The organism is Mycobacterium sp. SMC-13, from assembly GCF_045311035.1.
Lineage (GTDB): Bacteria > Actinomycetota > Actinomycetes > Mycobacteriales > Mycobacteriaceae > Mycobacterium.
On record NZ_JBJIAI010000007.1, the window covers coordinates 234,834 to 260,674 of the forward strand.

25 protein-coding genes and 1 pseudogene are annotated in these 25,841 nt (G+C 68.8%); 12 read left to right on the forward strand and 14 right to left on the reverse strand.

Annotation, left to right across the window (positions count from 1 at the left end):
- Positions 1-80: 80 nt before the first annotated feature.
- Together ACJH6I_RS13155 and ACJH6I_RS13160 are read right to left on the reverse strand one after the other, a co-directional pair.
- Entirely contained in the window at positions 81-1,604 is a 1,524-nt protein-coding gene (locus ACJH6I_RS13155) for a leucyl aminopeptidase (protein ID WP_371824532.1), read from the reverse strand.
- Positions 1,604-2,758, reverse strand: a complete 1,155-nt coding sequence (locus tag ACJH6I_RS13160; protein WP_406784174.1) for an adenylate/guanylate cyclase domain-containing protein — start codon at positions 2,756-2,758, stop codon at positions 1,604-1,606. Before ACJH6I_RS13160 ends, ACJH6I_RS13155 begins: the two co-directional genes overlap by 1 nt.
- Before the next feature lie 68 nt (positions 2,759-2,826).
- Between ACJH6I_RS13160 and gcvT the strand changes: the two genes are divergently transcribed.
- Both gcvT and ACJH6I_RS13170 read left to right on the forward strand, forming a co-directional pair.
- Entirely contained in the window at positions 2,827-3,951 is a 1,125-nt protein-coding gene (gene gcvT / locus ACJH6I_RS13165; protein ID WP_318985178.1) for a glycine cleavage system aminomethyltransferase GcvT, read from the forward strand.
- A 42-nt stretch (positions 3,952-3,993) separates the two neighbouring features.
- Positions 3,994-5,112, forward strand: coding sequence for a branched-chain amino acid aminotransferase (locus tag ACJH6I_RS13170; RefSeq protein ID WP_020103558.1), 1,119 nt, complete (start codon positions 3,994-3,996; stop codon positions 5,110-5,112).
- 63 nt (positions 5,113-5,175) lie between these two features.
- On the opposite strand, the gene ACJH6I_RS13175 is transcribed toward ACJH6I_RS13170, so the two are convergent.
- From ACJH6I_RS13175 to ACJH6I_RS13190, 4 genes are read right to left on the reverse strand one after another with little or no spacing between them, the layout of a single operon-like run.
- Positions 5,176-5,898, reverse strand: a complete 723-nt coding sequence (locus ACJH6I_RS13175) for an adenosylcobinamide-GDP ribazoletransferase (RefSeq protein WP_406784175.1) — start codon at positions 5,896-5,898, stop codon at positions 5,176-5,178.
- 2 nt (positions 5,899-5,900) lie between these two features.
- The gene (gene cobT, locus ACJH6I_RS13180) at positions 5,901-6,962 is read right to left on the reverse strand and encodes a nicotinate-nucleotide--dimethylbenzimidazole phosphoribosyltransferase (RefSeq protein ID WP_406784176.1); all 1,062 of its coding nucleotides are present in this window, start codon (positions 6,960-6,962) and stop codon (positions 5,901-5,903) included.
- Complete coding sequence (locus tag ACJH6I_RS13185; RefSeq protein WP_406784177.1) at positions 6,959-7,498, reverse strand: bifunctional adenosylcobinamide kinase/adenosylcobinamide-phosphate guanylyltransferase; 540 nt, start codon at positions 7,496-7,498, stop codon at positions 6,959-6,961. Before ACJH6I_RS13185 ends, cobT begins: the two co-directional genes overlap by 4 nt.
- Before the next feature lie 5 nt (positions 7,499-7,503).
- Positions 7,504-8,184: a DUF3043 domain-containing protein gene (locus ACJH6I_RS13190; RefSeq protein ID WP_212812107.1), complete on the reverse strand. Its 681-nt coding sequence runs from the start codon at positions 8,182-8,184 to the stop codon at positions 7,504-7,506.
- Positions 8,185-8,255: 71 nt separating this feature from the next.
- On the opposite strand from ACJH6I_RS13190, the gene ACJH6I_RS13195 reads away from it, so the two are divergent.
- On the forward strand, positions 8,256-9,320 hold the full coding sequence (locus ACJH6I_RS13195; RefSeq protein ID WP_406784178.1) for a glycerate kinase: 1,065 nt from the start codon (positions 8,256-8,258) through the stop codon (positions 9,318-9,320).
- 45 nt (positions 9,321-9,365) lie between these two features.
- Complete coding sequence (locus ACJH6I_RS13200; RefSeq protein ID WP_020103564.1) at positions 9,366-9,734, forward strand: iron-sulfur cluster assembly accessory protein; 369 nt, start codon at positions 9,366-9,368, stop codon at positions 9,732-9,734.
- A 30-nt stretch (positions 9,735-9,764) separates the two neighbouring features.
- Here ACJH6I_RS13200 and ACJH6I_RS13205 read toward each other — a convergent pair whose 3' ends face one another.
- Complete coding sequence (locus ACJH6I_RS13205) at positions 9,765-10,397, reverse strand: hypothetical protein (RefSeq protein ID WP_212812105.1); 633 nt, start codon at positions 10,395-10,397, stop codon at positions 9,765-9,767.
- A gap of 64 nt (positions 10,398-10,461) precedes the next feature.
- On the opposite strand from ACJH6I_RS13205, the gene ACJH6I_RS13210 reads away from it, so the two are divergent.
- Positions 10,462-11,433: a carbohydrate kinase family protein gene (locus ACJH6I_RS13210; protein ID WP_406784179.1), complete on the forward strand. Its 972-nt coding sequence runs from the start codon at positions 10,462-10,464 to the stop codon at positions 11,431-11,433.
- A 77-nt stretch (positions 11,434-11,510) separates the two neighbouring features.
- Here ACJH6I_RS13210 and asnB read toward each other — a convergent pair whose 3' ends face one another.
- The gene (asnB, locus tag ACJH6I_RS13215; protein ID WP_406784180.1) at positions 11,511-13,466 is read right to left on the reverse strand and encodes an asparagine synthase (glutamine-hydrolyzing); all 1,956 of its coding nucleotides are present in this window, start codon (positions 13,464-13,466) and stop codon (positions 11,511-11,513) included.
- A 138-nt stretch (positions 13,467-13,604) separates the two neighbouring features.
- On the opposite strand from asnB, the gene ACJH6I_RS13220 reads away from it, so the two are divergent.
- From ACJH6I_RS13220 to ACJH6I_RS13235, 4 genes are all read left to right on the forward strand, one after another.
- Complete coding sequence (locus tag ACJH6I_RS13220; RefSeq protein ID WP_212812102.1) at positions 13,605-14,645, forward strand: cytochrome c oxidase subunit II; 1,041 nt, start codon at positions 13,605-13,607, stop codon at positions 14,643-14,645.
- Between the two features lie 10 nt (positions 14,646-14,655).
- Positions 14,656-15,075 (forward strand): cytochrome c oxidase subunit 4, encoded by a 420-nt coding sequence (locus tag ACJH6I_RS13225; RefSeq protein ID WP_020103569.1) that lies wholly within the window; start codon positions 14,656-14,658, stop codon positions 15,073-15,075.
- Between the two features lie 187 nt (positions 15,076-15,262).
- Entirely contained in the window at positions 15,263-16,090 is an 828-nt protein-coding gene (locus tag ACJH6I_RS13230) for a hypothetical protein (RefSeq protein WP_212812101.1), read from the forward strand.
- Positions 16,091-16,762 (forward strand): DUF2561 family protein, encoded by a 672-nt coding sequence (locus ACJH6I_RS13235; protein ID WP_346414656.1) that lies wholly within the window; start codon positions 16,091-16,093, stop codon positions 16,760-16,762. It begins immediately after the preceding gene.
- Here ACJH6I_RS13235 and ACJH6I_RS13240 read toward each other — a convergent pair.
- Positions 16,759-17,358: a TetR/AcrR family transcriptional regulator gene (locus tag ACJH6I_RS13240; RefSeq protein WP_318985173.1), complete on the reverse strand. Its 600-nt coding sequence runs from the start codon at positions 17,356-17,358 to the stop codon at positions 16,759-16,761. The two genes, ACJH6I_RS13235 and ACJH6I_RS13240, sit on opposite strands and share 4 nt — an antisense overlap.
- Positions 17,359-17,413: 55 nt before the next feature.
- On the opposite strand from ACJH6I_RS13240, the gene ACJH6I_RS13245 reads away from it, so the two are divergent.
- A complete protein-coding gene (locus ACJH6I_RS13245) occupies positions 17,414-18,151 on the forward strand; it encodes a hypothetical protein (protein ID WP_406784181.1) in 738 nt (245 codons plus the stop codon).
- A 90-nt stretch (positions 18,152-18,241) separates the two neighbouring features.
- On the opposite strand, the gene ACJH6I_RS13250 is transcribed toward ACJH6I_RS13245, so the two are convergent.
- The 4 genes from ACJH6I_RS13250 to ACJH6I_RS13265 are packed head-to-tail and all read right to left on the reverse strand — an operon-like array spanning position 18,242 to position 22,495.
- On the reverse strand, positions 18,242-19,879 hold the full coding sequence (locus tag ACJH6I_RS13250) for a cytochrome bc complex cytochrome b subunit (RefSeq protein WP_212812097.1): 1,638 nt from the start codon (positions 19,877-19,879) through the stop codon (positions 18,242-18,244).
- Positions 19,876-21,039, reverse strand: coding sequence for a ubiquinol-cytochrome c reductase iron-sulfur subunit (locus ACJH6I_RS13255; protein WP_064985845.1), 1,164 nt, complete (start codon positions 21,037-21,039; stop codon positions 19,876-19,878). The genes ACJH6I_RS13250 and ACJH6I_RS13255 overlap by 4 nt, the downstream gene beginning before the upstream one ends.
- Positions 21,036-21,872, reverse strand: coding sequence for a cytochrome c (locus ACJH6I_RS13260; RefSeq protein ID WP_346414655.1), 837 nt, complete (start codon positions 21,870-21,872; stop codon positions 21,036-21,038). The genes ACJH6I_RS13255 and ACJH6I_RS13260 overlap by 4 nt, the downstream gene beginning before the upstream one ends.
- 11 nt (positions 21,873-21,883) lie before the next feature.
- Positions 21,884-22,495: a heme-copper oxidase subunit III gene (locus tag ACJH6I_RS13265; protein WP_064985843.1), complete on the reverse strand. Its 612-nt coding sequence runs from the start codon at positions 22,493-22,495 to the stop codon at positions 21,884-21,886.
- Positions 22,496-22,546: 51 nt separating this feature from the next.
- Between ACJH6I_RS13265 and trpD the strand changes: the two genes are divergently transcribed.
- A complete protein-coding gene (gene trpD / locus ACJH6I_RS13270; protein ID WP_406784190.1) occupies positions 22,547-23,656 on the forward strand; it encodes an anthranilate phosphoribosyltransferase in 1,110 nt (369 codons plus the stop codon).
- Here trpD and ACJH6I_RS13275 read toward each other — a convergent pair.
- A pseudogene (locus ACJH6I_RS13275) lies at positions 23,594-25,456 on the reverse strand (DEDD exonuclease domain-containing protein); the annotation flags it as partial. The gene trpD and the pseudogene ACJH6I_RS13275 sit on opposite strands and share 63 nt — an antisense overlap.
- Before the next feature lie 68 nt (positions 25,457-25,524).
- Between ACJH6I_RS13275 and ACJH6I_RS13280 the strand changes: the two are divergent.
- Complete coding sequence (locus tag ACJH6I_RS13280) at positions 25,525-25,791, forward strand: hypothetical protein (RefSeq protein WP_244872601.1); 267 nt, start codon at positions 25,525-25,527, stop codon at positions 25,789-25,791.
- Positions 25,792-25,841 lie beyond the last annotated feature (50 nt).

The window sequence follows — 25,841 nt, forward strand, 5'->3', positions numbered from 1 at the left end:
GCCTCGGACAAGCTCGGCGGCAGAAAAATTCGGTAACTGCCGTCGTTTCAGCTACCGCCGAGCTGTCGTTGTGTGCGTGATCAGCCGTTGGCGGCGATGTCCTCCAACACGGCGAACATCGTGCGGGTCGGGACGCCGGTGCCACCCTTGCCGGTGTAGCCCCACGGGCCGCCGGTGTTGTACGCCGGGCCGGCGACGTCGAGGTGTGCCCACTGCACGCCGTCGGCGACGAACTCGCGCAGGTACACCCCGGCCACCAGCATGCCGGCGTTGCGCGCGCCGCTGACGTTCGCCAGGTCGGCGACCGTCGACTTCAGGTCGTCCTTCAACTCCTCGGGCAGTGGCATCGCCCACGCGTTCTCGCCGACCTGCTGCGACAGCTTCGCGACCCGGTCGCGGAACTCGTCACTGCCCATCACGCCCGGGGTACGCGTGCCGAGCGCGACCAGCTGCGCGCCGGTCAGCGTCGACGTCTCGATGAGGTAGTCGGGGTTGTCCTCGCAGGCGCGGACGATGGCGTCGGCCAGGATGAGCCGGCCCTCGGCATCGGTGTTGAGCACCTCGATGGTGGTGCCGCCGTACTGCGTCAGGACATCGCCAGGCCGCTGCGCCGTCGACGACGGCATGTTCTCGGCCATCGGGACGGTCGCGGTGACGTCGACCGCCAGCTTCTGACGCGCCGCCAGCACGACGGTCGCGATGACGGCTGCGGCACCGCCCATGTCGGAGGTCATGTGGTGCATGTTGGCGGCCGGCTTGATCGAGATGCCGCCGGTGTCGAAGGTGATGCCCTTGCCCACCAGGGCCACCTTCTTGGCGTTCTTCTTGCCGGAACGGTAGGTCAGCCGCACCAGGCGCGGCCCGCGGGACGAGCCCTTGCCAACACCCACGATGCCGCCGTATCCGGCGTCCTCCAGTTCCTTCTTGCCCAGCACCTCGACCTCGAGGCCCGCCGACTTACCCAAAGCCTTTGCGCGCTTGGCGAATTCGCCCGGGTACAGGTGGCTCGGCGGGGTGTTGACGAAGTCGCGGGCCGTCGCCACGGCAGTCGCGACGTCGACGCCGCGGGCCGCTGCGGTCTCGGCGTCGTCGGCGGTGGACAGCACCGTCAGCGCCGTGAGGCCCGCCTCCTTCGGGGCGGTCTTCGCGCTGCGGAATTCGGAGAAGCGGTAGGCGCCGAGGATCAGGCCTTCGACGGCTGCGGCCACGTCCACTTCGGACAGGGTGGTCACGACGGTCTCGGTGCCGTTGAGGGCGCGGGCCGCCACGCCGGCGGCGCGGCGGATGACGTCGGCCGGCCACTCGTCGCGGTCCTTGCCGAGGCCGACGGCCAGCACGCTGGCCACCGGCAGCGACGGCACGAGCACGCGCGTCACCTGCTCGGTCGAGCCCTTCGCGCCCAGGGTCTTCAATGCCACCTCGATCTCGCCGGTGGCTTCGGCGTCCAGGAACGGGTTGGCCAGAACCGTGGCCTCGTCGTTCTCGCCGGTGATGACCGGCACGATCAGCACCGCGGCGTCCAGATCGGACGGCAGGGCGGATGCGACGGTGACGGCGGGGGACTGGTAACCGGGTGCGCTGCTCACCGGTCCCACCCTAGTCATCAGGCCTGCCGGGCCGCCCGCTCAGCCTCCGGGCACAGCTCGAATGCGGTCACCGGGTCGTTGAAGCCCTTGAGTACCAAGGGCTCCCGCGGCGCCACCGGCCATCTGCCCGGCATGTCGTACCACGGCGCGGCCACCAGGATCTGCCCCGGCTCGGCTGCGGCCACCAGGCGGGCCGCCAGATTCACCGGATTGCCGAAGTAATCACCACCGGTGGCCACCACCGAGCCGAAACTCAGACCGGCCCGCACGCTGATGTTGGCCATCTTCGGCCGTGGATGGTGCACCAGGTCCATGGCGACCCGCGCCAGCGACTCGGGTGTGGCACTGACCCACATCACCGCATCGCCGATGAACTTGACCACCCGGCCGCCGTCGGCATGCACCACGTCGTTGGTGATGGCGTTGAACTCGTTGAGCAGGCTGGTCAGGTCGGCCGGCGTGAGCCGTTGCGTGAGCTGCGTGAAATTGGACAGGTCGGCAAACCCGACACCGCAGTCCACTGTCAATGGCTCGTGGTGGGCGACGGCATCGAAATACGTTCGGGCAGCGAACAAATGGTGGCGGTGAAAAGAATCGATCATGCCGCCGATGCGCGGAATGAAGGCGGCCGCCGATCGGTAGGCCTGCGCCGTCACGAGTTCGTCGTGGCTGTGGGCCAGGTCGAGCTCCGGCAGACCGGCGCGGCTCATCGACGCCAGCGCCTCGGCCACCCGCGCCACACTGGCGCCGATCACCCGGAGGAAGCCCGTCGCGGCGTCGTCGCCGATCGCCGTCCGCAGGTCGGCCCAGGTGCGCAGCGCCTCGATGTCGTTGTCGGTGAGCGTCGGTGTGTTCGGGTCGGCAACCGTCAGGCCCAGCACCGCCCAGGCCTGCTCGACGTCGGCCAGCGGCAACCCGAGCGCCTCGGCGGCGGCGGTCAGGCTGTGGCTGGGCTGCCCCGACCACTGCACGACGTCGCCGGCCAAGCCGAACAACCGCCCCTGGCGCTCGGCTGCGACCATCTGCTCCGCGGTGAAGCCCAGGCCGTCCAGATACTCGATGAGCGGCGCGCGCCGGCGGGCATCGGCGATGCCCGCGGCTTCCAGGGCGTCGAAATCGACCACGAAACGAGTCTGCCAGCTACCGGGGGACCGGCGGGGCGATCTGACCATCGATAACGCCTCGGATCACAGCCACATACCGACGGCGATCCGAGGCGCAAGCACTAGGCTGACTGGCCGTGAGCGAACTGTTGCAGGGCCCGCTGGAAGACCGTCACCGCGAACTCGGGGCGAGTTTCGCCGAATTCGGGGGCTGGTTGATGCCGGTGTCGTACGCCGGCACCGTGGCCGAGCACAACGCCACCCGCGAGACCGTCGGGCTCTTCGACGTCAGCCACCTCGGCAAGGCACTCGTGCGTGGCCCCGGCGCCGCCGAGTTCGTCAACTCCGCCTTCACCAACGACCTGCGTCGCATCGGCCCGGGCAAGGCGCAATACACGTTGTGCTGCAACGAGTCCGGCGGCGTGATCGACGATCTGATCGCCTACTACGTCTCCGACGACGAGATCTTCCTGGTGCCCAACGCGGCCAACACCGCCGCGGTGGTCGCCGAGCTGCAGCGCGTCGCCCCGCCCGAACTGACCATCACCGACGAGCACCGCTCCTACGCCGTGCTCGCGGTGCAGGGGCCGAAGTCCACCGAGGTGCTCACCGCGCTCGGGCTGCCGACCGACATGGACTACATGGGCTACGCCGACGCCGAGTACAACGGCGTCCCGGTCCGGGTGTGCCGCACCGGCTACACCGGTGAGCACGGCTACGAACTGCTGCCCGAGTGGGACCGCGCGGGCGTGGTCTTCGACGCGCTCGTCGCCGCGGTCAAGGATGCCGGCGGTGAACTCGCCGGGCTGGGCTCGCGCGACACCCTGCGCACCGAGATGGGCTACCCGCTGCACGGACATGAACTGTCGCTGGACATTTCGCCGCTGCAGGCCCGCTGCGGCTGGGCCATCGGCTGGAAGAAGGACGCCTTCTGGGGCCGCGACGCGCTGCTCGCGGAGAAGGAAGCCGGGCCGAAGCGGACGCTGCGCGGCCTGAAGGCTGTCGGACGTGGCGTGCTGCGGGCCGGTTTGACAGTGTTGGACGCCGGGGCGAGCGAAGCGACGGGGGAGGTACCTGCCAAGCCGGTGGGCATCACCACGTCGGGCACCTTCTCGCCGAGCCTCAAGGTCGGCATCGCGCTGGCGCTGCTCGACACCGCGGCCGACATCGCCGACGGCGCGCGGGTGACCGTCGACGTCCGCGGCCGGGCGCTCGAATGCGAGGTCGTGGCGCCGCCGTTCGTGGCGGCCAAGACGCGTTAGCCGCGGCGAAAACGCGCTAGCCACGGGCGATACAATCGGCATATGACCGATGGCCCCCTCGAATTCACCGTTTCGCGCGCGAGCAACCCGGCGAGCGACGAGGTAAGGGCTCAGGTTCTGGCCGACCCCGGATTCGGGCGGTTCCACACCGACCACATGGTGGCCATCGACTACACCGTCGACCGTGGCTGGCACGACGCACGGGTCACCGAATACGGGCCCATCGAGCTCGATCCGTCGGCGATCGTCCTGCACTACGCGCAGGAGGTCTTCGAGGGTCTGAAGGCGTACCGCTGGAATGACGGCTCGATCGTGTCGTTCCGTCCGGAGGCCAACGCCGCCCGGCTGCAGTCGTCGTGCCGGCGCCTGGCCATCCCGGAGCTGCCCGGCGACGTCTTCGTCGAGTCACTGCGCCAGCTGATCGCCGTCGACAACGAATGGGTGCCGGCCGCCGGTGGTGAGGCGTCGCTGTACCTGCGGCCGTTCATCATCGCCACCGAGCCCGGCCTGGGCGTGCGCCCCGCCAACGAGTACCGCTACCTGGTGATCGGTTCGCCCGCCGGCGCGTACTTCAAGGGCGGCATCAAGCCGGTGTCGGTCTACCTGTCCACCGAGTACGTGCGGGCCAGCCCGGGCGGCACCGGCGCGGCCAAGTTCGGCGGCAACTACGCCGCCTCGCTGCTGGCGCAGGCGCAGGCCGCCGAGATGGGCTGCGACCAGGTGGTCTGGCTGGACGCCATCGAGCGCCGGTACGTCGAAGAAATGGGTGGCATGAACCTGTTCTTCGTGTTCGGCAGTGGTGGCTCGGCACGACTGGTCACCCCCGAGCTGTCCGGCTCGTTGCTGCCCGGCATCACGCGGGACTCGTTGCTGCAGTTGGCGGTTGACGCCGGCTTCGCCGTCGAGGAACGCAAGATCGACATCGACGAGTGGCAGAAGAAGGCCGCCGCGGGGGAGATCACCGAGGTGTTCGCCTGCGGCACCGCCGCCGTCATCACGCCCGTCGCGCATGTGAAGTACGGGCACGGCGAATCGGCCGGCGAGTTCACCATCGGCGACGGCCAGCCCGGTGAGGTCACCATGGCGCTGCGCGACACCCTGACCGGCATTCAGCGCGGCACCTTCGCCGACACCCACAACTGGATGACCCGCCTGGGCTGACCCACGGCCAGCGTGAAGAAGATCGCGAGATTTAAATCTCGCGATCTTTTTCACATTCGGCGGCTAGTGGACGGCCAGCCCGAGGGCAGTCAACGTGGTCGTGACTTCGACGGCCGCACCCAGTACGTCGCCGGTGATCCCACCGAACCGGCGGACGCAGTGCGCCACCAGTAGTGCGGTGATTCCCAGCGCGACGAGCACGGCCACCGGACCCTGCCACAGCCGCGGCGTCGCCCACGCGGACGCCGCGGCCACCGCCACCGTCCACGCCGCGACCACCCACACCGGCTGACTGCCGGCGACCATCGCGCCCAACGTGCTGCCCGGCGCGGCCGGTACCGACGTGCGGCAGGCCGCCAGCGCGGCGACACGGCCTGCGGTGACAGCGACGACGACCGCCACCGGGCTCAGCGCGGCGAACGTCATGCTCTGCGCGCCGATCGCCACCACGATCGCGGCCACCCCGAACGGACCCGCGGTGCCACCGCGCATGACGGCCAGCGCCCGTTCGGGCGGTCCGTAACAGCCGAGGCCGTCGACGGTGTCGGACAGCCCGTCGATGTGCAGGCCCCGGGTCAGTAGAAGTAGTACCGCCACCGCGAGCAGCCCGGCGAGTGGGCCGGTCACGTACACCTGCCCGGCGCCCCACACGACGGCCGCGGCGATACCACCGAGAACGATGCCGACCGCTGGCAGTGCGGTCAGTGTGCCCCGCCCGAACGGCCGGTCACTGCGCACCGGCAGGACGGTGCTGAACGCGAAAGCCGAAGCGAGGGAACCGATCACAGTCAGTGTGCGGGTTTGTCGGTGACGTTCGCCTCGCCGAACGTGGCCATCGACGCCAGCGTCGCGACCGCGGCCCGCAGCACGGGCAGCGCCACCGCCGCGCCGCTGCCTTCGCCGAGGCGCATGCCGAGGTCCAGGATCGGGGTCAACTGCAGGCGCTGCAGCGCCACCGCGTGAGCGGGTTCGGTCGACAGGTGGCCGGCCTGCCACCATGCCTTCGCGCCGGGGGCCAGCCGGTCGGCAACGAGCGCCGCGGCGGTCACCACCATGCCGTCGAGCAGCACCGGGGTGCGCCGGAGGGCGGCCTGGGCCAGGAAGCCCGCCATGGCGCCCAGGTCCGCACCGCCGCAAACGGCAAGCAGCGCAACGGGATCGGCCTTCACCTGGCGCGCGCGGAACAGCGCGTCGCGGATGGCCGCGGTCTTGCGGGCCCAGCCCTCGTCGTCGACGCCGGTGCCGCGGCCCACCACGGCGACGGGTTCGGTCGCCGTCAGGGCAGCGACCAGAGTCGTTGCCGGAGTGGTGTTTCCGATGCCCATGTCGCCGGCGATGAGCAGGTCGGCGCCGGCGTCGACCTCCTGATCGGCAATGGTGCGGCCCGCCGCGATCGCCGCGATGGCCTCCTCGGTCGACAGCGCGTCCTCGACGGCGATGTTGCCGCTGCTGCGTCGCACCTTGTGGGCGCCGATCGCGGGGGAGTGGGCCTCGCCGTCGACGGCGATGTCGGCCACGCGCACGGTCGCGCCGGCCACCTCGGCCAGCACGTTGATGGCGGCGCCGCCGGCGTCGAAGTTCGCCACCATCTGCGCGGTGACCTCGGACGGGAACGCCGAGACGCCGGACGCCGTCACCCCGTGGTCGCCGGCGAACACCACGATGCGGGCGCGCTCGAATTGCTTTGGGGGACAGACGCCTTGGCACGCCGACACCCAGACCGACAGATCCTCGAGGCGTCCCAGGGAGCCCGGCGGCTTGGTCAGGGTCAGCTGGCGCGCGAGGGCGGCCTCCCGCACATCGGCGTCCGGTTTGGTGAGGTCGGGGAACTGGGCGCGGGGATCGCTCATCGGGGCTCCTTGACGGTGAGAGGCTGGCCGGCCACCACCAGCACCACGCGGTCGCAGACGGCGGCCAGGCGCTGGTTGAGCGAGCCCAGCTCGTCGGCGAACCGGCGGCCCGACTCCGTGGCGGGGACGACGGTCAGGCCGACCTCCGGGCTGACCAGGGCCAGTGGCGCGGTGAATTCGTGGACCGCAGAGGTCAATTCATCGATGTCGGTCCGAAGGGAGGCGCCGGACCGAGCCCCTTCCCATGCGGCGCGCCGGTCCATGGCGGCGACCAGCCAGCCGCCGATGTCGTCGACCATGGTGGCGGCAGCCGAGTCACGCAAAGTCGTTGCCACGTCGGCGGATTCGACGGTCGACCAGTGTGCCGGCCGGCGGTTCCGGTGTGCCGAAACCCGGGCCGCGAAGTCGGCGTCGCCGTCGACGGACCCGGTCGCGACATAGCGCACGGATCCGTTCGGACCCGCCGTACGGGTGATCCAATCCTCGGCCCACTGCGACTTGCCCGACCGGATGCCGCCGAGCACCAGGGTGCGCACCGGGTTCAGTCGACCTTGTCTCCGCGGTTGACCTGCGGCTTCGGCACGCGCATCCGGCGCAGCTGCGAGGCCCGGCTGGACGCGTAGAAGCCCAGCTTCCAACCACTTTCGGTGTTGCCCGGGAACTTCGCGTCGACCCGCTTGTTGATGCGCCGGCTCAGCAGCACACCGTCGATGGCCATGATCACCATCAGGCCCAGCATCGCGACCGAGAGCAGGCCCTGGGTCTGCACGGGCGGCAGCGCCATCATGAAGAACACCAGCACCAGCGCCGACGGCATGAACAGCCCCAGCACGTTGCGCCGGGAATCGACGAGATCGCGGACGTAGCGCTTGACCGGACCCTTGTCGCGGGGCAGCAGGTAGGCCTCGTCGCCGGCCATCATCTTGGCGCGGCGCGCATCCATGTCGGCGCGGCGGGCCACACGGTCGGCCTTGCGCTCTTCCTTGGTCTTCGAGTTGCGCAGTTCCTTGCGGCGCTTGCGCGCCTCGGCCGTCGTCATCGGCGCCGGTGCGACCGGGCCGCGCTTACGGTTCGCGCTCTGCTTGGGGGTCGGGCGGCCCTTGGGCGCCGTGGTGCGGGCCCCGGCGTCGTCGCCCGAGTCGACGGTCACGTCGACGTCGTCAGCATTGCCGCTCTCGTCTCCGGAGTCGGCGTTGTCCTTCTTGCGGCCCAGCAGATTCACGGTGTCAGGTTACTTCGGTGGCCGGGCTCGGCCGTCATGCACCCGAGCTGTGGGCGGCTTAACCTGCTCCGATGAGAGTTCTGGTCGCCCCCGACTGTTACGGCGACAGCCTCACCGCGGTCGAGGCCGCGGCGGCGATCGCCGCGGGCTGGGCCGCCGCGCGGCCGACCGACACGCTGGTGCTCGCCCCGCAGTCCGATGGCGGCCCGGGCTTCGTCGACGTCCTGGCCGAACGGTTGGGCGGGCTGCAGACCGCGACGGTGCGCGGCCCGCTGGATCGCGACGTCACCGCGCACTGGGTGTTGCACCAGGACACCGCCTACATCGAGTGCGCGCAGGCCTGCGGATTGGCACAGCTCGGCGGGCCGCCGACGGTGCGGACCGCGCTGGATGCCACCAGCTTCGGCGTGGGCCAGCTTGTCGACGCGGCGCTGACGGCGGGCGCGCAGAAGGTGGTCGTGGGCCTCGGCGGCAGTTCGTGCACCGACGGCGGTCTCGGTCTCGTCGCGGCGCTGGGCGGGCTGACGCCGGCATGTCAGCGACTGGCCGGTGTTGAGCTCATCGTCGCGTCCGACGTCGAGCACCCACTTTTGGGGCCGATGGGTGCGGCGGCGGTGTTCGGTCCGCAGAAGGGGGCCGATCCCGCCACGGTGGAGCTGCTGGAGCAGCGGCTCACGGCGTGGGCCCGCGAACTCGAATCGGTGGCCGGCCGGGACGTCGCCGTCGAACCGGGAGCCGGCGCTGCCGGCGGCCTGGGCGCGGCGCTGCTGGCGCTGGGCGGACGGCGCGAGTCGGGCGCGACGGTCATCGCCACACACACCGGGCTGGCTGCGGACCTGGCTGCCGCCGACCTCGTCATCACCGGTGAGGGCCGGTTCGACGACCAGTCGCTGCACGGCAAGGTGATCAGCGCGCTGGTGGGCCAGGCCGCCGGCACGCCTGTGCTGGTGCTGGCCGGGCAGGTGACGCTGGACCCTTCGGCGCTGGCCGCCGCCGGGATCGCGGCCGCGTATTCGATCACCGACCACGCCGGCTCGGTGGAACTGGCCATGAGCGATGCGGCCAACCAGCTGACCGGATTAGCTACGGGCGTAGCCGCTGAACTCGGGAATACCGGCCCGACAAGGTACCGTTGATGGTGCCTGGATAGTGCCAGGCAATCGATGCACCAGGGAGATGCAATGACTGTTGAGGACGCGACCAGCACCGGTACCTCGACCGAGACCCACGGCGTGATCTTGTCGGACGCGGCGGCCGCCAAGGCCAAGGCTCTGCTGGACCAGGAAGGCCGTGACGACCTCGCGCTGCGTATCGCCGTGCAACCGGGCGGCTGCGCCGGCCTGCGTTACAACCTCTTCTTCGATGACCGCACGCTCGATGGTGACCTCACCACCAACGTGGGCGGCGTCAACCTGACCGTCGACCGGATGAGTGCCCCGTACGTCCAGGGCGCCACCATCGACTTCGTCGACACCATCGAGAAGCAGGGCTTCACCATCGACAACCCGAACGCCACCGGCTCCTGCGCCTGCGGCGATTCGTTCAACTGAGATAGCCGACCGTGCTGGTCCGGCGGTCTCCTACAGGGAGTCCGCCGGACGCGGCAGGTACGAGCAGACCAGGGTCTCGCGCGGCTGCACCAGCAGCTGTGCGACAGCCTGCAATTCGTTGTTCTTCGGTCCCGAACCGCGCGGCAGCCGGCCCGACGGCGCCACCTTCATGGTGAACAGCACCTGCGCCTGATTCGGTGACAGCATCACGATCTTGTCGATCGACGTCACATCCGCCTGACCGAACTGCTTGCGGAACGCATCACTGGCCAGATTCGCCACCGTGAAATCCGTGGCGTGATCCTTGATGCCGTCATACAGGCCGCACAGGGCATGGCGTGCCACGGTCTGCTTGTCCTGCTGTAACAGCGCGTTGAGATAGCCCTGGATGGCGGACTTCGCGGAGGCGTCGGTCAGGCCGCGATCGCTGGTGCTGCGCACCGCGAAGATGATGCCGCCGATGACGGCGACGACCGCAAGCACAGCGCCGACGACCAGCAGGATTCGCTTGGTGTTGTTACCGCCGCCCGACGGGTATTCCACGGCCGGTGGGAGAGTCGTCGGGTACGACGTCGGCGGGCCGCTGTAAGGGGCACCGTAGGTGGAGTTCCCCGGACCCGGCTGCGGGGGGATCGATTCCGGGTACGGATATGCGCCGTCCATGTTGTCCACAGGCTAGCGCACCCGGGCAGGGCAGCCCGGACCTCAGCCTGGGTAAGCTCGCCGAATGACCATTGCCGTGACCGGATCGATCGCGACCGACCATTTGATGCGCTTCCCCGGCCGATTCGCCGAGCAGTTGCTGGCCGAACACCTGCAGAAGGTGTCGCTGAGCTTCCTGGTCGACGACCTGGTGGTGCACCGCGGCGGCGTCGCCGGCAACATCGCCTACGCCATCGGCATCCTGGGCGGCAGCCCGACGCTGGTCGGCGCGGTGGGCAAGGACTTCGACGATTACCGCGGCTGGCTGACGTCGCACGGCGTCGACTGCTCGCAGGTGCTGGTGTCCGACTCCGCCTACACCGCACGATTCGTTTGCACCACCGACGAGGACATGGCGCAGCTGGCGTCGTTCTATCCGGGTGCCATGTCGGAGGCGCGCAACATCAAGCTTGCCGATCTCGTCGCCGCTCAGGGTGAGCCCGAGCTCGTGATCATCGGGGCCAACGACCCCGAGGCCATGTTCCTGCACACCGAGGAATGCCGGAAGCTGGGTCTGCCGTTCGCCGCGGACCCCAGCCAGCAGCTGGCCCGCCTGTCGGGCGAGGAGATCCGCCGCCTCATCGACGGCGCTAGCTATCTGTTCACCAACGACTACGAGTGGGACCTGCTGCTGCAGAAGTCCGGCTGGTCCGAGGCCGAGGTGATGAGCCAGATCGAGCTGCGCGTCACCACGCTGGGGGAGAAGGGCGTCGACATCGTCGGTGACGGCTCGTTCGTCCACGTCGACGTCGTGCCCGAGAACGAGAAGGTCGACCCGACCGGTATCGGTGACGCGTTCCGCGCCGGCTTCCTCACCGGCCGCGGCGCCGGCCTGAGCCTGGAGCGGGCCGCTCAGCTGGCCTCGCTCGTTGCCACCCTGGTGCTCGAGGCCCCGGGTCCGCAGGAGTGGACCTGGGACAAGACCACTGCGCTGCCGCGGCTGTCGGCCGCGTTCGGCGCCGAAGCGGCCGACGAGATCGCCGCAGCGCTCGCTTAAGCACTACGCCGAAAGTGCGGGAAATGACCGAACTCAGTGCGAATTCGCGGTCGTTTCCCGCACTTTCGTCGTAGTGGTCAGAGTTCGACGGGGTAGACGGGCTCGCTGATCCGCGGCGTGACGCTGCCCTCGATGAAGATGGCGTGCCACAGCATGAAGATCAGCACCGTCCACAGCCGGCGGCTGTGATCGCTGACGCCGCCCCGGTGCTCCTCGAGCATCTGGCGGACGGCGTCGAGGTCGATGAGATGCCCGGCCTGCGACGCGTCGACGGTCGCGTAGGCCCACTCCAGCAGTTCGCCCGAGCGCAGCCAGTGCCGGATCGGCACCGGGAACCCCAGCTTCGCGCGGTGCAGCACGTGCGCCGGGACGATGGGCTCGAGGGCCCGCCGCAGTGCGTACTTGGTCGTGGTGCGGGTGATCTTCTGGTCGTACGGCAGCTTGGACGCGACCGCGAACACCTCGGGATCGAGGAACGGCACCCGCAGTTCCAGGGAATTGGCCATGGTCATCTTGTCGGCCTTGACCAGGATGTCGCCGCGCAGCCAGGTGAACAGGTCCAGATGCTGCATGCGCGCCACGGGGTCCCAGCCCGCGGACTCGGCGTAGATCGGCGCCGTCACGTCGGTGTGGGTCCACTCCGGGTTGAACTGCGCCAGCGTCGCCTGCAGTTGCTCGTCTGAGAAGCTGCGGGCGTTGCCGTAGTAGCGCTCCTCGAGCGTCAGCGACCCGCGGTGCAGCAGGCTCTTGCCGCGCATGCCGTCGGGCAGTGACTTCGAGGCCTTGCCGAGCCCGCGCCGCAGTCCCCGCGGGACGCGGTCGAAGGCCTTGAGCGACAACGGTTCCCGGTAGATGGTGTAGCCGCCGAACAGCTCGTCGGCGCCCTCGCCGGAGAGCACCACCTTGACGTGCTTGCGGGCCTCGCGGGCGATGAAGAACAAGGGCACCAGCGCCGGGTCGGCCACCGGCTCGTCCAGGTACCAGACGATCTCGGGCAGCGCCGCGACGAACTCGGCCTGGCTGACGACCTTGGTCACGTGCCGCGCCCCGATGGCCTCGGCGGAGGCGACGGCGACGTCGACCTCCGAAAAGCCTTCGCGCTCAAAGCCCGTCGTGAAGGTGATCAGCTTGGGGTTATGCCGCATCGCCAGCGCGGCGATCGCGGTCGAGTCGATGCCGCCGGACAGGAACGCGCCGACGGTGACGTCGGCCCGCATGTGCTTGGCGACCGAATCCTCCAGAACGGCGGTGATCTCGTCGTACCGGGCCTGCTCCCGCCCTGTGACAAATGGCACAGCGGCGAACTTCGGCTTGAAGTAGCGCGTCACCTCGGGCTGCCGGCCCGGGCGAATGCGGGCGTAGCTGCCCGACTCCAGCCGCCGGATCCCGCGCTGCAGGGTCTCGGGTTCGGGCACGTACTGCAGCACCGTGTAGTGCTGGACGGCGCGTTCGTCGATGCTCAGGTCGACGCCGGCGCGGGCCGCCAGGTCGAGAATGCACTTCTTCTCGCTGCCCACGATGGTGCCGCCCGGGCCCGTCGCCAGATACAGCGGCTTGATGCCGAACGGGTCCCGCGCGCAGAACAACTCGCGGGTCTCGGTGTCCCACAGCGCGAAGGCGAACATCCCGCGCAAGCGGTTCAGCGCCGCGGTGCCCCAGTAGTGGTAGGCAGCGACGATCGCCTCGCTGTCGCCCTCGGTGGCGAACTCGGCACCGAACTCGGCGCGCAGTTCCTCCCGCAGCTCGAGGTAGTTGTAGATCTCGCCGTTGAACACCAGCGCGTAGCGGTTCGGGGCTTCGGGCGGACCCCAGCGCAGCGGCTGGTGGCTGTGCGCGATGTCGATGATCGACAGCCGGTTGAAGCCGAACACGACGGTGTGATGACCATCGCTCGGATCGCTGTCGTCGGCCCAGGCGCCCGACTCGTCCGGACCCCGGTGGCGCATCGGATGCGTGGCATCCGAGACCGCGTTCACCAGGTCAGTGGAATGGTCGGCAACAGGGTCGGCCAGGTAGGCCAGCAGTCCGCACACGGCGCCAGTATGCCTGTTCAGGCAGGTGAACTCAGAACCGACGTTGCCGATTGGCCGGTCGCTTCGCTCGGCGCCGCGGGCGTGGTCTACGCTGCGTAGTATTCGACCGGCTTGACCGACTCCTAGGAGGGCCTCAACGTGACCGCTCGCGGGCTCCGTTTGGTGGCGTTGTCCGCCATTCTCGGCGCGTCGACGCTGCTGCTCAGCGGATGCAGCTGGCAAGAAGTCTTCGGCCTGGGTTGGCCGACCGGCATCACGCCAGAAGCGCACGCAAACCGTGACCTCTGGGTGTGGTCGGTTATCGCTTCGTTCGTCGTCGGCGCCATCGTTTGGGCGCTGATCTTCTGGGCGATGGCGTTCCACCGCAAGAAGAAGACGGACACCGAGCTGCCGCGCCAGTTCGGCTACAACATGCCGCTGGAACTGGTGCTGACCGTCGTGCCGTTCCTCATCATCTCGGTGCTCTTCTACTTCACCGTCGTGGTGCAGGAGAAGATGATGGACCACAGCAAGCCTGCTGAGGTCACCATCGACGTCACCGCGTTCCAGTGGAACTGGAAGTTCGGCTACCAGAAGGTCGCCTTCAAGGACAACACCTTCTCCTACGACGGCGCCGACGCCGCCCGCAAGGAAGCCATGAAGTCCAAGCCCGAGGGCAAGGACGAGCACGGCGAGGAGAAGGTCGGCGCGATCCGCGGCGAGAACCCCGAGGACCGCAGCTACCTGAACTTCGACAAGGTCGAGACCATCGGCACCAGCACCGAGATTCCGATCCTGGTCCTGCCGAAGGGCAAGCGCATCGAGTTCCAGATCGCCTCGGCTGACGTCATCCACGGCTTCTGGGTGCCGGAGTTCCTGTTCAAGCGGGACGTCATCCCGAACCCCGAGGCCAACCACTCGGACAACATCTTCCAGGTCAGCGAGATCGAGAAGACCGGTCCGTTCGTGGGCCGCTGCACCGAGATGTGCGGCACGTACCACTCGATGATGAACTTCGAGGTGCGCGTCGTGGAGCCGGAGCAGTTCAAGGCTTACCTGCAGTACCGCATCGACCACCCGAAGGCGACCAACGCCGACGCCTTGGTGTCGATCGGCCTGCCGCCGGTGGCCCAGACGACCCATCCGTTCGACTCTCGCCGCGGCGAGCAGGTCGGTTCGCCGGCTCAGGCGAGCAAGTAGGGGATACGCCATGCATATCGAAGCCCGACTTTTCGAGATTCTGACTGCCTTCTTCGCCTTGGCGACCGTCGGCTACGGCGCGCTGACCGCGCTGTACGCCAACGGTGGCATCGAGTGGGCCGGCACCACCGCGCTGGTGCTGACCACCGGTCTGTCGCTGATCATCGGCACGTTCTTCCGGTTCGTGGCCCGTCGCCTCGACACCCGGCCCGAGGACTACGAAGACGCCGAGGTCTCCGACGGTGCCGGCGAGCTGGGCTTCTTCAGCCCGCACAGCTGGTGGCCGCTGCTGATCGCCCTGTCGGCCTCGACCACCGCGGTCGGTATCGGCCTGTGGCTGCCCTGGCTGATCGTCGCCGGCGTCTGCTTCGTGCTGGCCACCGTCGCCGGCCTGGTTTTCGAGTACTACACCGGCCCCGAGAAGCACTGACACCTACGGCCCCTGTGACCTGATCGCTCTGCGGTCAGGTCACAACCGTATGTCAGATGGTCCTCTGGCGCCGTCCGGTACGGCCATGCCGGGCCCATGTTGGGTAATGTCTGCCAAAGGCTGGACTGTCGCCGCAAGCGGCGTTCACCAGCTACAGCGACACAGTGGTCGAGAGGGATAGGCGTACGTGAGCGGGTCACATTCCCCGGGCTCGGATGATGCGGCCCGGGAGTCATCGGGAGTCGGTGAAGGCACCGGCGAAACCGAGATCTATTCGCAGGCCTACTCTGCGCCCGAGTCCGAGCACTTCACCATCGCGCCGTACGTGCCGCCGGAGCCCGCGCTGTACGACTACGACAGCTACGAGGCCAAGTCCGAAGCCGACGACACCCCGCCGCCGCGGTGGCCGTGGGTCGTCGGCGTCGTGGCGATCATCGCGGCCATCTCGCTGGTGGCGTCCGTCGCCATCCTGGTGACCCGCAACACCGATTCCGAGAATGTGGCGACGCCGTCGACCAGCACCACGTCGGCGCCGCCGTTCCAGGACGAGTTCACCACCACGACCACGCCGCCGCCTCCGCCCACGACAACCGAGGCGCCCCCGCCGCCACCACCTCCGCCGCCCCCGTCGACGGTGACCGTGACGCAGCCGCCGCCACCTCCGCCGTCGGAAGAGCCGCCGCCTCCGCCGCCCAGCTCCGCCGCGGCCGCGCCGCCGGCGACGACGTCCGCGCCGCCGACCGGGCCGCGCTATGTCACGTACCGAATTTGGGGCACGAAGGCGCCGCTGGACCGCATTTCGGTGACGTACACCGACGCCGCGGGACGCCAGCGCACCCAGCAGAACGTCTACATCCCGTGGATGATCACTCTGACACCGATCTCGATGTCCGACGTGGGCTCGGTGCAGGCCTCCAGCCTGCTGCGGCTGAGCCACCTGAACTGTTCGATTGTGACGAGCGACGGCCAGACGCTGGCCTCGCAGACCAACGATGATTGGCAGACGAGCTGTTAAATGCCGTACAACGCTGAGACTTCAACCCGGTCGCGAGTGACCGGCGGTAGCCCCGACCAGTTGGACCGTCTTCTGCTCGGCGGCTCGGTGGCCGTGTGGCTCGCTGCCCTGGGCGCCGGCGTGGCCGCCGTCGTCGCGATGGTCGACCTCGGCACGCGGCACCCGTCGGGTGCCGCGTCGTCGCACACGCCGTGGCTGCTGTACTCGGTCATCGCGGTATCCGCGGCGGTGATCGTGGGCGCCATTCCGCTGTTGTTGCGCGCCCGTCGCGGTGGGGCAGCGCCGCTGCTGCTGCTCGGCGGCGGGCCGTCCGAGGCCGACGACCGTCGTCCCGCCGGTGAGCTCCCGCAGAGTGCCCTGCGCTCCTTCGACGATCCGGTCGTGCGCCGCTACTCGGCGTCGCCGGCGACGAGCATGCTGGGCTTTCCGGTGGCGGCGGTGGATCAGCTGTGGCTGCGCTGCACGCTCGGGATCGCCGCGGCCATGGGGGGCGCGACACTGTTCGTCTTCCTGGGCGCGTACATGCTGGCCGACCGACACGACGAGTTGGCCTGGATCCTGTACGGCCTGGCCTTGATCATCACGGCTGCCATGGTGGCCATTCCCTGGTACTGCCTGCGCAGCCTGCACGCCGTGCTGGAGGCGTCAGCCGAGGACGCCCGGGCGGCCTAGCGTTCCGCGAACGCACGGATGGTGCGTCGCGCGGTCTCACTGAGATACGCGGGTGTCACCGCGTCTACGGTGAACAGGGCGCGGAAATAGACCGGGCCCGCGGCCATCTCCAGCACCGCGCGCGGGTCGGTGCCCGGCGGGATTTCGCCGCGGGCGATCGCGCGGTCGACGACAGCTCCGCTGCACCGGAAGCGTTCCTCCCAGAACCTGGTCTGTGTGGTTCGCACGTCGTCGCTGTCGTCGGCGCCCGTCAGCGCGGCGTAGAGGACGGCGCGGATGGCCCGGTCGGACAGTGCGGTGACGATGTCCGAGAGCAGCTGCTCGAGGTCTGTCTGCAGTGACCCGGTGTCCGGCGTCGCGACGTTGCTCTCCGTGAAGCGCGCCAGCAGGTCGGCCACCAGAGCGGCCTTCGTCGGCCACCGGCGGTAGACGGTCGTCTTGTTCACCTGCGCCCGCTTGGCCACATCGGACAGTTGCAGGTTGTCGTAGCCGATCTCGGTCAGGAGTTCGAGGGTCGCCGCGTGGACGGCGGCAACCACACGCGCGGACCGGCCACCTGGTCGCGGCCGGGGGACTGCGGAGTCTTGACTGGGCATCGCACTCCATCATATAAAAGCAACTACAGATGCTTTTAGTGTAGGAGGTGTTCGCATGCCGGACCAGACGCTCACCATCGACGCCGTGATCGGGGGGCGTGCGGTAGCTCGCGACGAGGTGCTCGCCTGGGAGGCCAGGCGCCTGCCGAAGGCCGCCGGCAAGATCGGTCTGCCGGTGCCCGCCGGGGATATCGCCCGGCAGCGAACAGCTTTCGCCGACGCCAAGCTGGCTCTGGGCGCCGACGACATCCGTCGTCGCTTGGCGCGTGACGTCCGGGCGGCCGGCGTGGTGGCCCGTGGTACGACGCGGTTGTCGTTCGGACGTCGTGCGACGAGTGTGTGCGACCTGTACGTGACCGGCGGCAGCGCCCGCGCGTTCGTGGACTGGTTCACCGACGACGGCCGAGCCGACTACGCGCGCAGCATGATCGCCGCCAACCCCGACCACTTCCTCATCGACACCGCCCCGGACGGCCGGCAGGAGGTCATCGAGACGACCGGCGGAAGTCCATTGGCGACGCGGTTCTTCGTCGACTACGACGACACGTCACCGCTCGTGACGCCCCGTGACCCCGCGTTCCCCGTCGAGGCGGCGGGGGTCGCGCGTACCGAGGGCGGCTTGGCGATCGGCGGCGTCCGGCATGAATTCCGCGACGAAGCGGGCGGCTTCCATGCCCGGCTGTGCGTCGAATTCCCTTGGCTCACCGCGCCGTACCTGATCGCACAGCATCGCTGGCACCTGGCGTGCGAGTTCAGCAACTGGATCGAGGCGGCGTTCGCGGCAACCGGATAGGCGTGGGTCACCGGGGTAGGGGAGTGGACCCGAAAACGACTTCGGCCCGGTCTGGTGAAAAACCAGACCGGGCCGAAACCGTAGATCGAACTAGTGATGCCCGTTGGAACCGTTGGGCGAAATCTCGTCCTGGTATTCCTTGAGGGCGGTGAGTGCCTTGTGCTCGGCGGCGTGTTCGGCGTCGGCCAGGGCAGCCTGCTCGACGGCGGAGTCGGCGAACAGGAAGCTGCCGGTACCGGGCGAGCCGGCAGAGCCGAGCTTGTTCATGCGCTTGGGCAGTGCGGCACCCTGGTACTCCAGCGGGATCGGGTGGCCGTGGTCGTCGACCGGTCCCAGGGGCTGGTGCAGTTCGACGTAGGCGCCGTGCGGCAGTCGCTTGATGATGCCGGTCTCGATACCGTGCTCGAGGACGGCGCGGTCGCTGCGCTGCAGGCCGACACACCAGCGGTAGGTCAGGTAGTAGACCACTGCGGGCAGGACGACCATGCCGATGCGGCCGATCCAGGTGGTGGCGTTCAGGGAGATGTCGAACTTGAGCGCGATGATGTCGTTCATCGCGGCCAGGGTCAGCACCATGTAGAACGCGATGGCCATGGCACCGATGGCGGTGCGGACCGGCACGTCACGCGGACGCTGCAGCAGGTTGTGGTGCGCATCGTCGCCGGTGAACTTCTTCTCCAGGAACGGCCAGGCGATCAGCAGACCGAACACCAGACCCATGATCACGGCGACACCCATGACGGCCGGGATGGTGTGGCCGAACGGGTAGAACTCCCAGGCCGGCCAGATACGCGCCAGGCCTTCGGTCCACATCATGTAGAAGTCGGGCTGGCTACCGGCGGACACCTGCGAGGGCTTGTAGGGGCCCAGCTCCCAGATCGGGTTGATCTGCAGCAGACCACCCATGATGCCCAGGATGCCGGTGACCATGGCGAAGAACGCGCCACCCTTGATCGCGAACACCGGCATGACGCGCACGCCGACGACGTTCTTCTCGGTGCGGCCGGGGCCGGGGAACTGGGTGTGCTTCTGGAACCACACCAGCGCCACGTGAGCGCCGATGAGGGCCAGGATGATGCCCGGGATCAGCAGGATGTGCAGGGCGTACATCCGCGGGATGATGATGTTGCCCGGGAAGTCGCCACCGAACAGGGCCCAGTGCATCCAGGTGCCGATGACCGGGATGCCCAGGGTGATCGACGACAGCGCGGCGCGCAGACCGATACCCGAGAGCAGGTCGTCGGGCAGCGAGTAGCCGAAGTAGCCCTCGAACATCGCGAGGATCAGCAGCACCGAGCCGATCATCCAGTTGGCCTCACGCGGGCGGCGGAACGCACCGGTGAAGAAGATGCGGGCCAGGTGGACCATGATCGACGCGGCGAACATCAGCGCGGCCCAGTGGTGAATCTGGCGGACGAACAGGCCACCGCGGACCTCGAAGGAGATTTCGAGGGCCGATTCGTAGGCGCGCGACATCTGGACGCCACGCAGCGGCTGGTAGACGCCGTTGTAGATGACCTCGGTCATCGACGGGTCGAAGAACAGCGTCAGGTACACGCCGGTGAGCAGCAGCACGAGGAAGCTGTACAGCGCGATCTCACCGAGCATGAAGGACCAGTGCGTCGGGAAGACCTTGTTCAGCTGCCGGCGTACGGCGGCCGACGGGTGGTACCGCGAGTCGATCGCATCGCCTTGTGCGGCAGCGATGTCAGCGAGCTTGGGACTCATGATTTGCGCTCCCAGAATGCCGGTCCGACGGGTTCGATGAAGTCGCCGTTGGCGACCAGGTAGCCCTCTTTGTCAATCGTGATCGGCAGCTGCGCCAGGGCGCGGGCCGCCGGACCGAAGATCGGCCGCGCGAAGTGCAGCGCGTCGAACTGCGACTGATGGCAGGGGCACAGGATGCGGTAGGTCTGCTGCTCGTACAGCGACGAGGGGCAGCCCAGGTGCGAGCACACCTTGGTGTACGCGAAGAAGTCACCGAAGTTGAAGCTCTCCTGGCCCTTGCGCTTGACCACGCGGGACAGGTCCTCGGGCTTGATGCGGATGAGCATCACCGGGTTGCGCACACCGAGTGCGATCTCCGACAGCTTCTCGTGCGACTCGAGGGTGGTGCCGTCGCCGTCGGACTCACGCCACGGGAACACCGTCTCCATGCCGCCCGCGTCGATGTCCTCGGGGCGCATCTTCACGAAGGGGGACTCGCCCGGCAGGCCGGTGGCCCGAGCCAGGTAGATGGTCTCGCCGTGGAAACGCGGGGTCCAGCCGGACGTCCACAGGACGGCCTTCTTGCCCTCGGCGGTCGGGACGACCGGCTTCCACGGGTTCTTGATCAGACCGCCGATGAAGGCGACCGCGGTGCCCAGGCCGAACGCGCCCAGGCCGACGCCGAGCGACAGGCCGATCAGCTTGCGGCGCTTGAGGGTCGAGCCCTCGAGCGCGTCGGTCAGGTTGGCCGCGACGGTGGCGCGGTGGACCTCGGGGGAGGCGCCGTCGTGGCGGTCCTGGATCGAGATTTCCTCGGGGATGAACTTCTTCTGGAAGAGCACCGCACCGATGCCGATCGCCAGGATCGACAGGCCGAAGGTCAGGCCGTACAGCGGGGTCGCCAGCGAGTAGATGAACTCGCCCTCGGACTCGAACGGCTTGTACTCCCACGGCCAGAACAGGAACACCAGCAGCAGGGCCAGGCCGGACAGGCCGCCGAGCAGCAGCCAGGCCGCGACCTGACGCTCGGCGCGCTTCTCCGCCTTGGTGCCCTCGACGGGCCAGCGCGGCTCCTTGAAGACGGTCGTGACGCCGTCGATCTTCCCGCCCAGTTCGACGAGCTCCTCGCGCGACATCTCGCGCAGTTCGTCGTCACTGGGAATGTTCACGTTCTCGCTCATGCGCGAGCTCCGATCCACATAGCCGCGCCGATCACGGCGACCATCCCGATAATCCACATCGCCATGCCCTCGGGCGCGGGGCCGAAGCCACCGAGGCCGTAGCCGCCCTGGCTGCGGGCGTTCGCCGACTCGTGGACGTAGGCGACGATGTCGCGCTTCTCCTCCGGGGTCAGCTGACGATCCGAGAACTTGGGCATGTTCTGCGGGCCGGTGAGCATGGCGGTGTACACCTGCGCCGGCACTTCGGCGGCCTTGCCGAGGTCAGGCGCGTACTTGCCCGACGACAGCGCGCCGCCCTTGCCGGTGAAGTTGTGGCACGACGCGCAGTTCAGACGGAACAGGTCGCCACCACGGGCGACGTTCTCACCGATGAACGAGTGCTGGTTGATCTGACCGTTGGCGTCACGCGGGACCTGAGGTCCGCCGCCGTTGGCCTGGATGTAGGCACCGAGGGCGTCGATCTGGTGCTCGTCGAACGCCGCGTCCTTACGGGGCGCCTGCGCCTCACCGCGCATGGCGGGCATGCGGCCGGTGGACACCTGGAAGTAGACGGCCGCGTCGCCGACACCGATGAGGCTCGGGCCGCGGTCGGTCACACCCTGCAGGTTGGCGCCGTGGCAGGAGACGCACGACGTTTCGAACAACTGCTTGCCGGTGCGCAGCAGAGCCAGCTGCGACTCGTCTGCCTTCGCGACCTGAGGCCGCGGAGTCAGGGTGGCCGCCAGGCCACCAGCGACTAGAAGTCCGAGCAGCAGCAGCATCGCTGCCGAGAGGCGCCGGTGTAGCCGGCGACGGGACTTGCTGGTCATCGAACCCCTTCTCATAGGAAGCATCGGCGAGCCGATCAGCGAACGAAGTAGATGGTGGCGAACAGGGCGATCCACACGATGTCGACGAAGTGCCAGTAGTAGGACACGACGATGGCAGCGGTGGCCTGGGCCGGCGTGAACTTGCTCATCTTCGTGCGGGCCAGCAGGTACACGAATGCGACCAGACCACCGATGACGTGCAGACCGTGGAAACCGGTCGCCAGGTAGAACACAGACCCGTAGGCACTGCTCGGAATCGTGGTGCCCTCTTCGACGAGCATGAAGTACTCGAACGCCTGGCCACCGACGAAGAACGCGCCCATCAGCAACGTGATGACGTACCACCGGCGCAGGCCGAAGACGTCACCGCGCTCGGCGGCGAACACGCCCATCTGGCAGGTGAACGACGACGCGATCAGCACCAACGTCACCGGAACGGCCTCGGCCAGGTTCAGGTGCGTGGGGGGAGGCGGCCATACGCCGCCTGCCTGGGCGCGCGCGGTGAAATACATTGCGAACAGTCCAGCAAAGAACATCAGCTCACTGGAAAGCCACACAATGGTGCCGACACTGACCATATTCGGCCGGTTCAGCGAATGCACCCGCGACGTGATCGCGGTTCCGGAGGTACCTACAGCGCTCGTCACAGCGGTAAGTATGACGCTTTGTAGTTGTTGAACTCCACCCGGGTGCCGACATTGGCCATAATCGGGTCCGTGCCAACCACCGATCCTCATCAGGAACCGACCACCGACGGGCCGTTGTGGCCCCAGATCCTGGGCCGGCTGACCACCGGCCAGAACCTTGCCGCGGGTCAGGCGGGGTGGGCAATGGACCAGGTCATGACGGGTACCGCCACCCCGGCGCAGATCGCTGCATTCGCCATTGCCATGAAGATGAAGCGACCGACCTCCGCCGAGGTGTCCGAGCTCGCCGATGTGATGTTGCGACACGCCCGAAAAGTGCCCGCCGACGCACTCGCCGCGATCGGTAGCGATGTGGTCGACATCGTCGGCACCGGTGGTGACGGCTCCAACACCGTCAACTTGTCCACGATGGCGTCGATCGTCGTCGCCGCGTGCGGGGTGCCCGTGATCAAGCACGGGAACCGGGCGGCGTCGTCGTTGTCCGGCGGCGCCGACACTCTCGAGGCCCTGGGCGTGCGGATCGACCTGTCGCCGGGTGACGTGGCCCGCTCGGTCGCCGAAGTGGGTATCGGGTTCGCGTTCGCCCCGCAGTTCCATCAGTCCTATCGGCACGCTTCCTCCGTGCGGCGGGAGATCGGGGTGCCGACGGTCTTCAATCTCCTGGGGCCGCTGACGAATCCGGCGATGCCGCGCGCCGGTCTGATCGGCTGCGCCTGGGCCGAACTGGCCGAGGTGATGGCCGGGGTGTTCGCCGCGCGCGGCTCCAGCGTCCTGGTCGTGCACGGCGACGACGGGCTCGACGAGCTGACCACCACGACGACGAGCACCATCTGGCGGGTGCAGGCGGGCACCGTCGAGCGGCTGACGCTCGATCCGAAGGCATTCGGTTTCGCCCGCGCCGAGCTGAGCGAGTTGCGCGGCGGTGACGCCACGGCGAACGCGGAGTCGGTGCGCGCGGTCCTTGCGGGTCAGACCGGCCCGGTCCGGGATGCCGTGGTACTCAACGCCGCAGGCGCCATGGTGGCTCATGCCGGGCTATCCAGCGACGCCCAGTGGGTGCCGGCGTGGGAGCGGGGTCTGGCCCGCGCCACCGAGGCGATCGATTCGGGTGCTGCCGAGCAGCTGCTCGCGCGGTGGGCTCGGTTCACCCAGAAGGTCTGACCGCTGCGCCTGCTGTGCCGCCGCCCGGGCCGACCGGGCGGTGGCGGCCCACTCGGCCCACCGTCCCGCCGCGGTGATCGGTAGGCAGTAGCCGACCTCCGGCCCGGCGCCGGAATCGGTGCGCACGATGCGCACACCGGGCGCGGCGAGCCAGCGCACGATCAGCGCGACCTCCTCGACGGGCGCGCCGCCCAGTGGCCGCTCCGATGTCAGGATCACCTGTGCCGCAGCGGATATCGCGTCGACGACGGGCATCGGGGGGACTCGCCGCGGCGCATTGCCTGCGGCTGCCAACTGGCCGTACCGGACCACGACGAGATGCCAGCCGCCGGCGCCGTCGGGCCGGGCGGCCACGAGTTCGGGCAGTGCCGTCAGCGCGCGCAGGCGCTGGCCGCGCCACAATCCGTCGATGACGGTCGCGGCGTGGTCCCGGAGCCGCGCCGCGCTCTCGAAACGGCCCTCGGCCGCCAGCTCGTCGATGTGTTTCAGTGCCGTGCAGAGCGCGGAATCATCAACGCCGGCAATGTTTTCCGCGGCCCGGTCGGCGAATTCGGCGTAGGCGCCGGCGGTGATGCCGCGGGGCGCCGGACATGGCGACAGTTCCCGCTCCGGACACTGCGGCCCGTGCTGGGCGGCCCGTGCCAGCCGCGTCGTACAGGTCCGCACGCCCGTGAAGCGGGCCAGCAGCAGCGCCGCGTCGACGGCGTCGGCATGCGCCCGGAACGGGCCGACCGCCCGGTCGTGGCGCGGTGCGCGCACCACGCTGAACCGGGGGAAGGCCTCGTCGGTGAGCACCACCCACCACCACTTGTGCGGTGCCTTCGAACGCCGGTTGTAGGGCGGCGCGTGCGCGGCGAGCAGCCGCAGTTCGCGCACCCCGGCCTCCAGCTCGTGCGCGCACTCGACGTGGTCGACGCGAATGGCAAGGGACGCCATCTCTTTCATACGGGCGCGGGGATCGGCGCCGGTGAAGTACTGCCGCACCCGGCGGCGCAGATCGACCGCGGTGCCCACGTACAGCACCTCCTCGGACGGTCCGCGGAACAGATAGACGCCGGGGGAGTTCGGCAGTGCGTCGGCGAGCTTGCGGTTGCGGCGCTGTGCCTTGGTGACGTCCGGGAGATAGCCGCGCAGCTCGGCCACGGTGTGCACGCCCTGATTGCCGATGCGCTCGAGCAGTCCGTGCAGGACGTCGACGGTGGCGCGGGCGTCGTCGAGGGCGCGGTGTGTGGGTGTGGTGGTGGCGCGGAACAACCGGGCCAGCTCCGAGAGCCGCACACTCGGCGCCTCGTCGCGCGTCAGGACCCGGCGGGCCAGCTTGACGGTGCACAACACCGGCGGGTTGGGCCAGGGCAGCTGCGCCCGCTCGGCCGCGGCCCGCAGGAATCCGATGTCGAAGCCCGCGTTGTGGGCGACCAGGACCGCGCCGCGGCAGAACTCCAGGAATGTGGGCAGCACCGATTCGATGCGCGGGGCGTCGCAGACCATGGCCGTGGTGATGCCGGTCAGCTGCACGATCTGCGGCGGGATGGCGCGACCCGGGTCGATCAGGGTGGCCAGTTCGCCGATGATCTCGCCGCCGCGCACCTTGACCGCGCCGATCTCGGTGATGGCGTCCCAGCCGCCTCCGGTGTCGTCCGCCCGGGCGCGGCCACCGGTGGTCTCCAGGTCGACCACCACGAATGTGGTGTCGCGCAGCAACGCCTCATCGAGGTCGAAAGCCAACTGGTCGGTGGCGCTGCCGGAGCCCATGACGTGACAGTAGGGGCCGGCACCGACAAGAAATCCCATCGATGTCATTCCGTTATCCGGTTGCTGATCACCCGCACTTTTTTGTCGGTGGACGTCGCTAGCGTGCGCCTCAACCGATGAAGGAGTCAGAGATGAAGTTCGACAACGGGCCGGTCAAGATCGACTGCGACGACTGCGCGGTGCGCGGTCCCGGCTGCGGTGACTGCGTGGTCAGTGTTTTGCTGGGCGTGCCCGAGACACTGCTGGACGACGAGCGCCGCGCGCTCGAGGTGCTCGCCGATGCCGGCATGGCGCCGCGGCTGCGGTTGGTTCCGATCGGCCGACCCAAGGGAGGGGTGGGTACTCAAAACGAGACAAAGTCAAGCACTACGGGCGTAGCGTGACGACCCTCACATTGTGATGCTGGTTAACGGGATCGGGGGACGGGCTGATA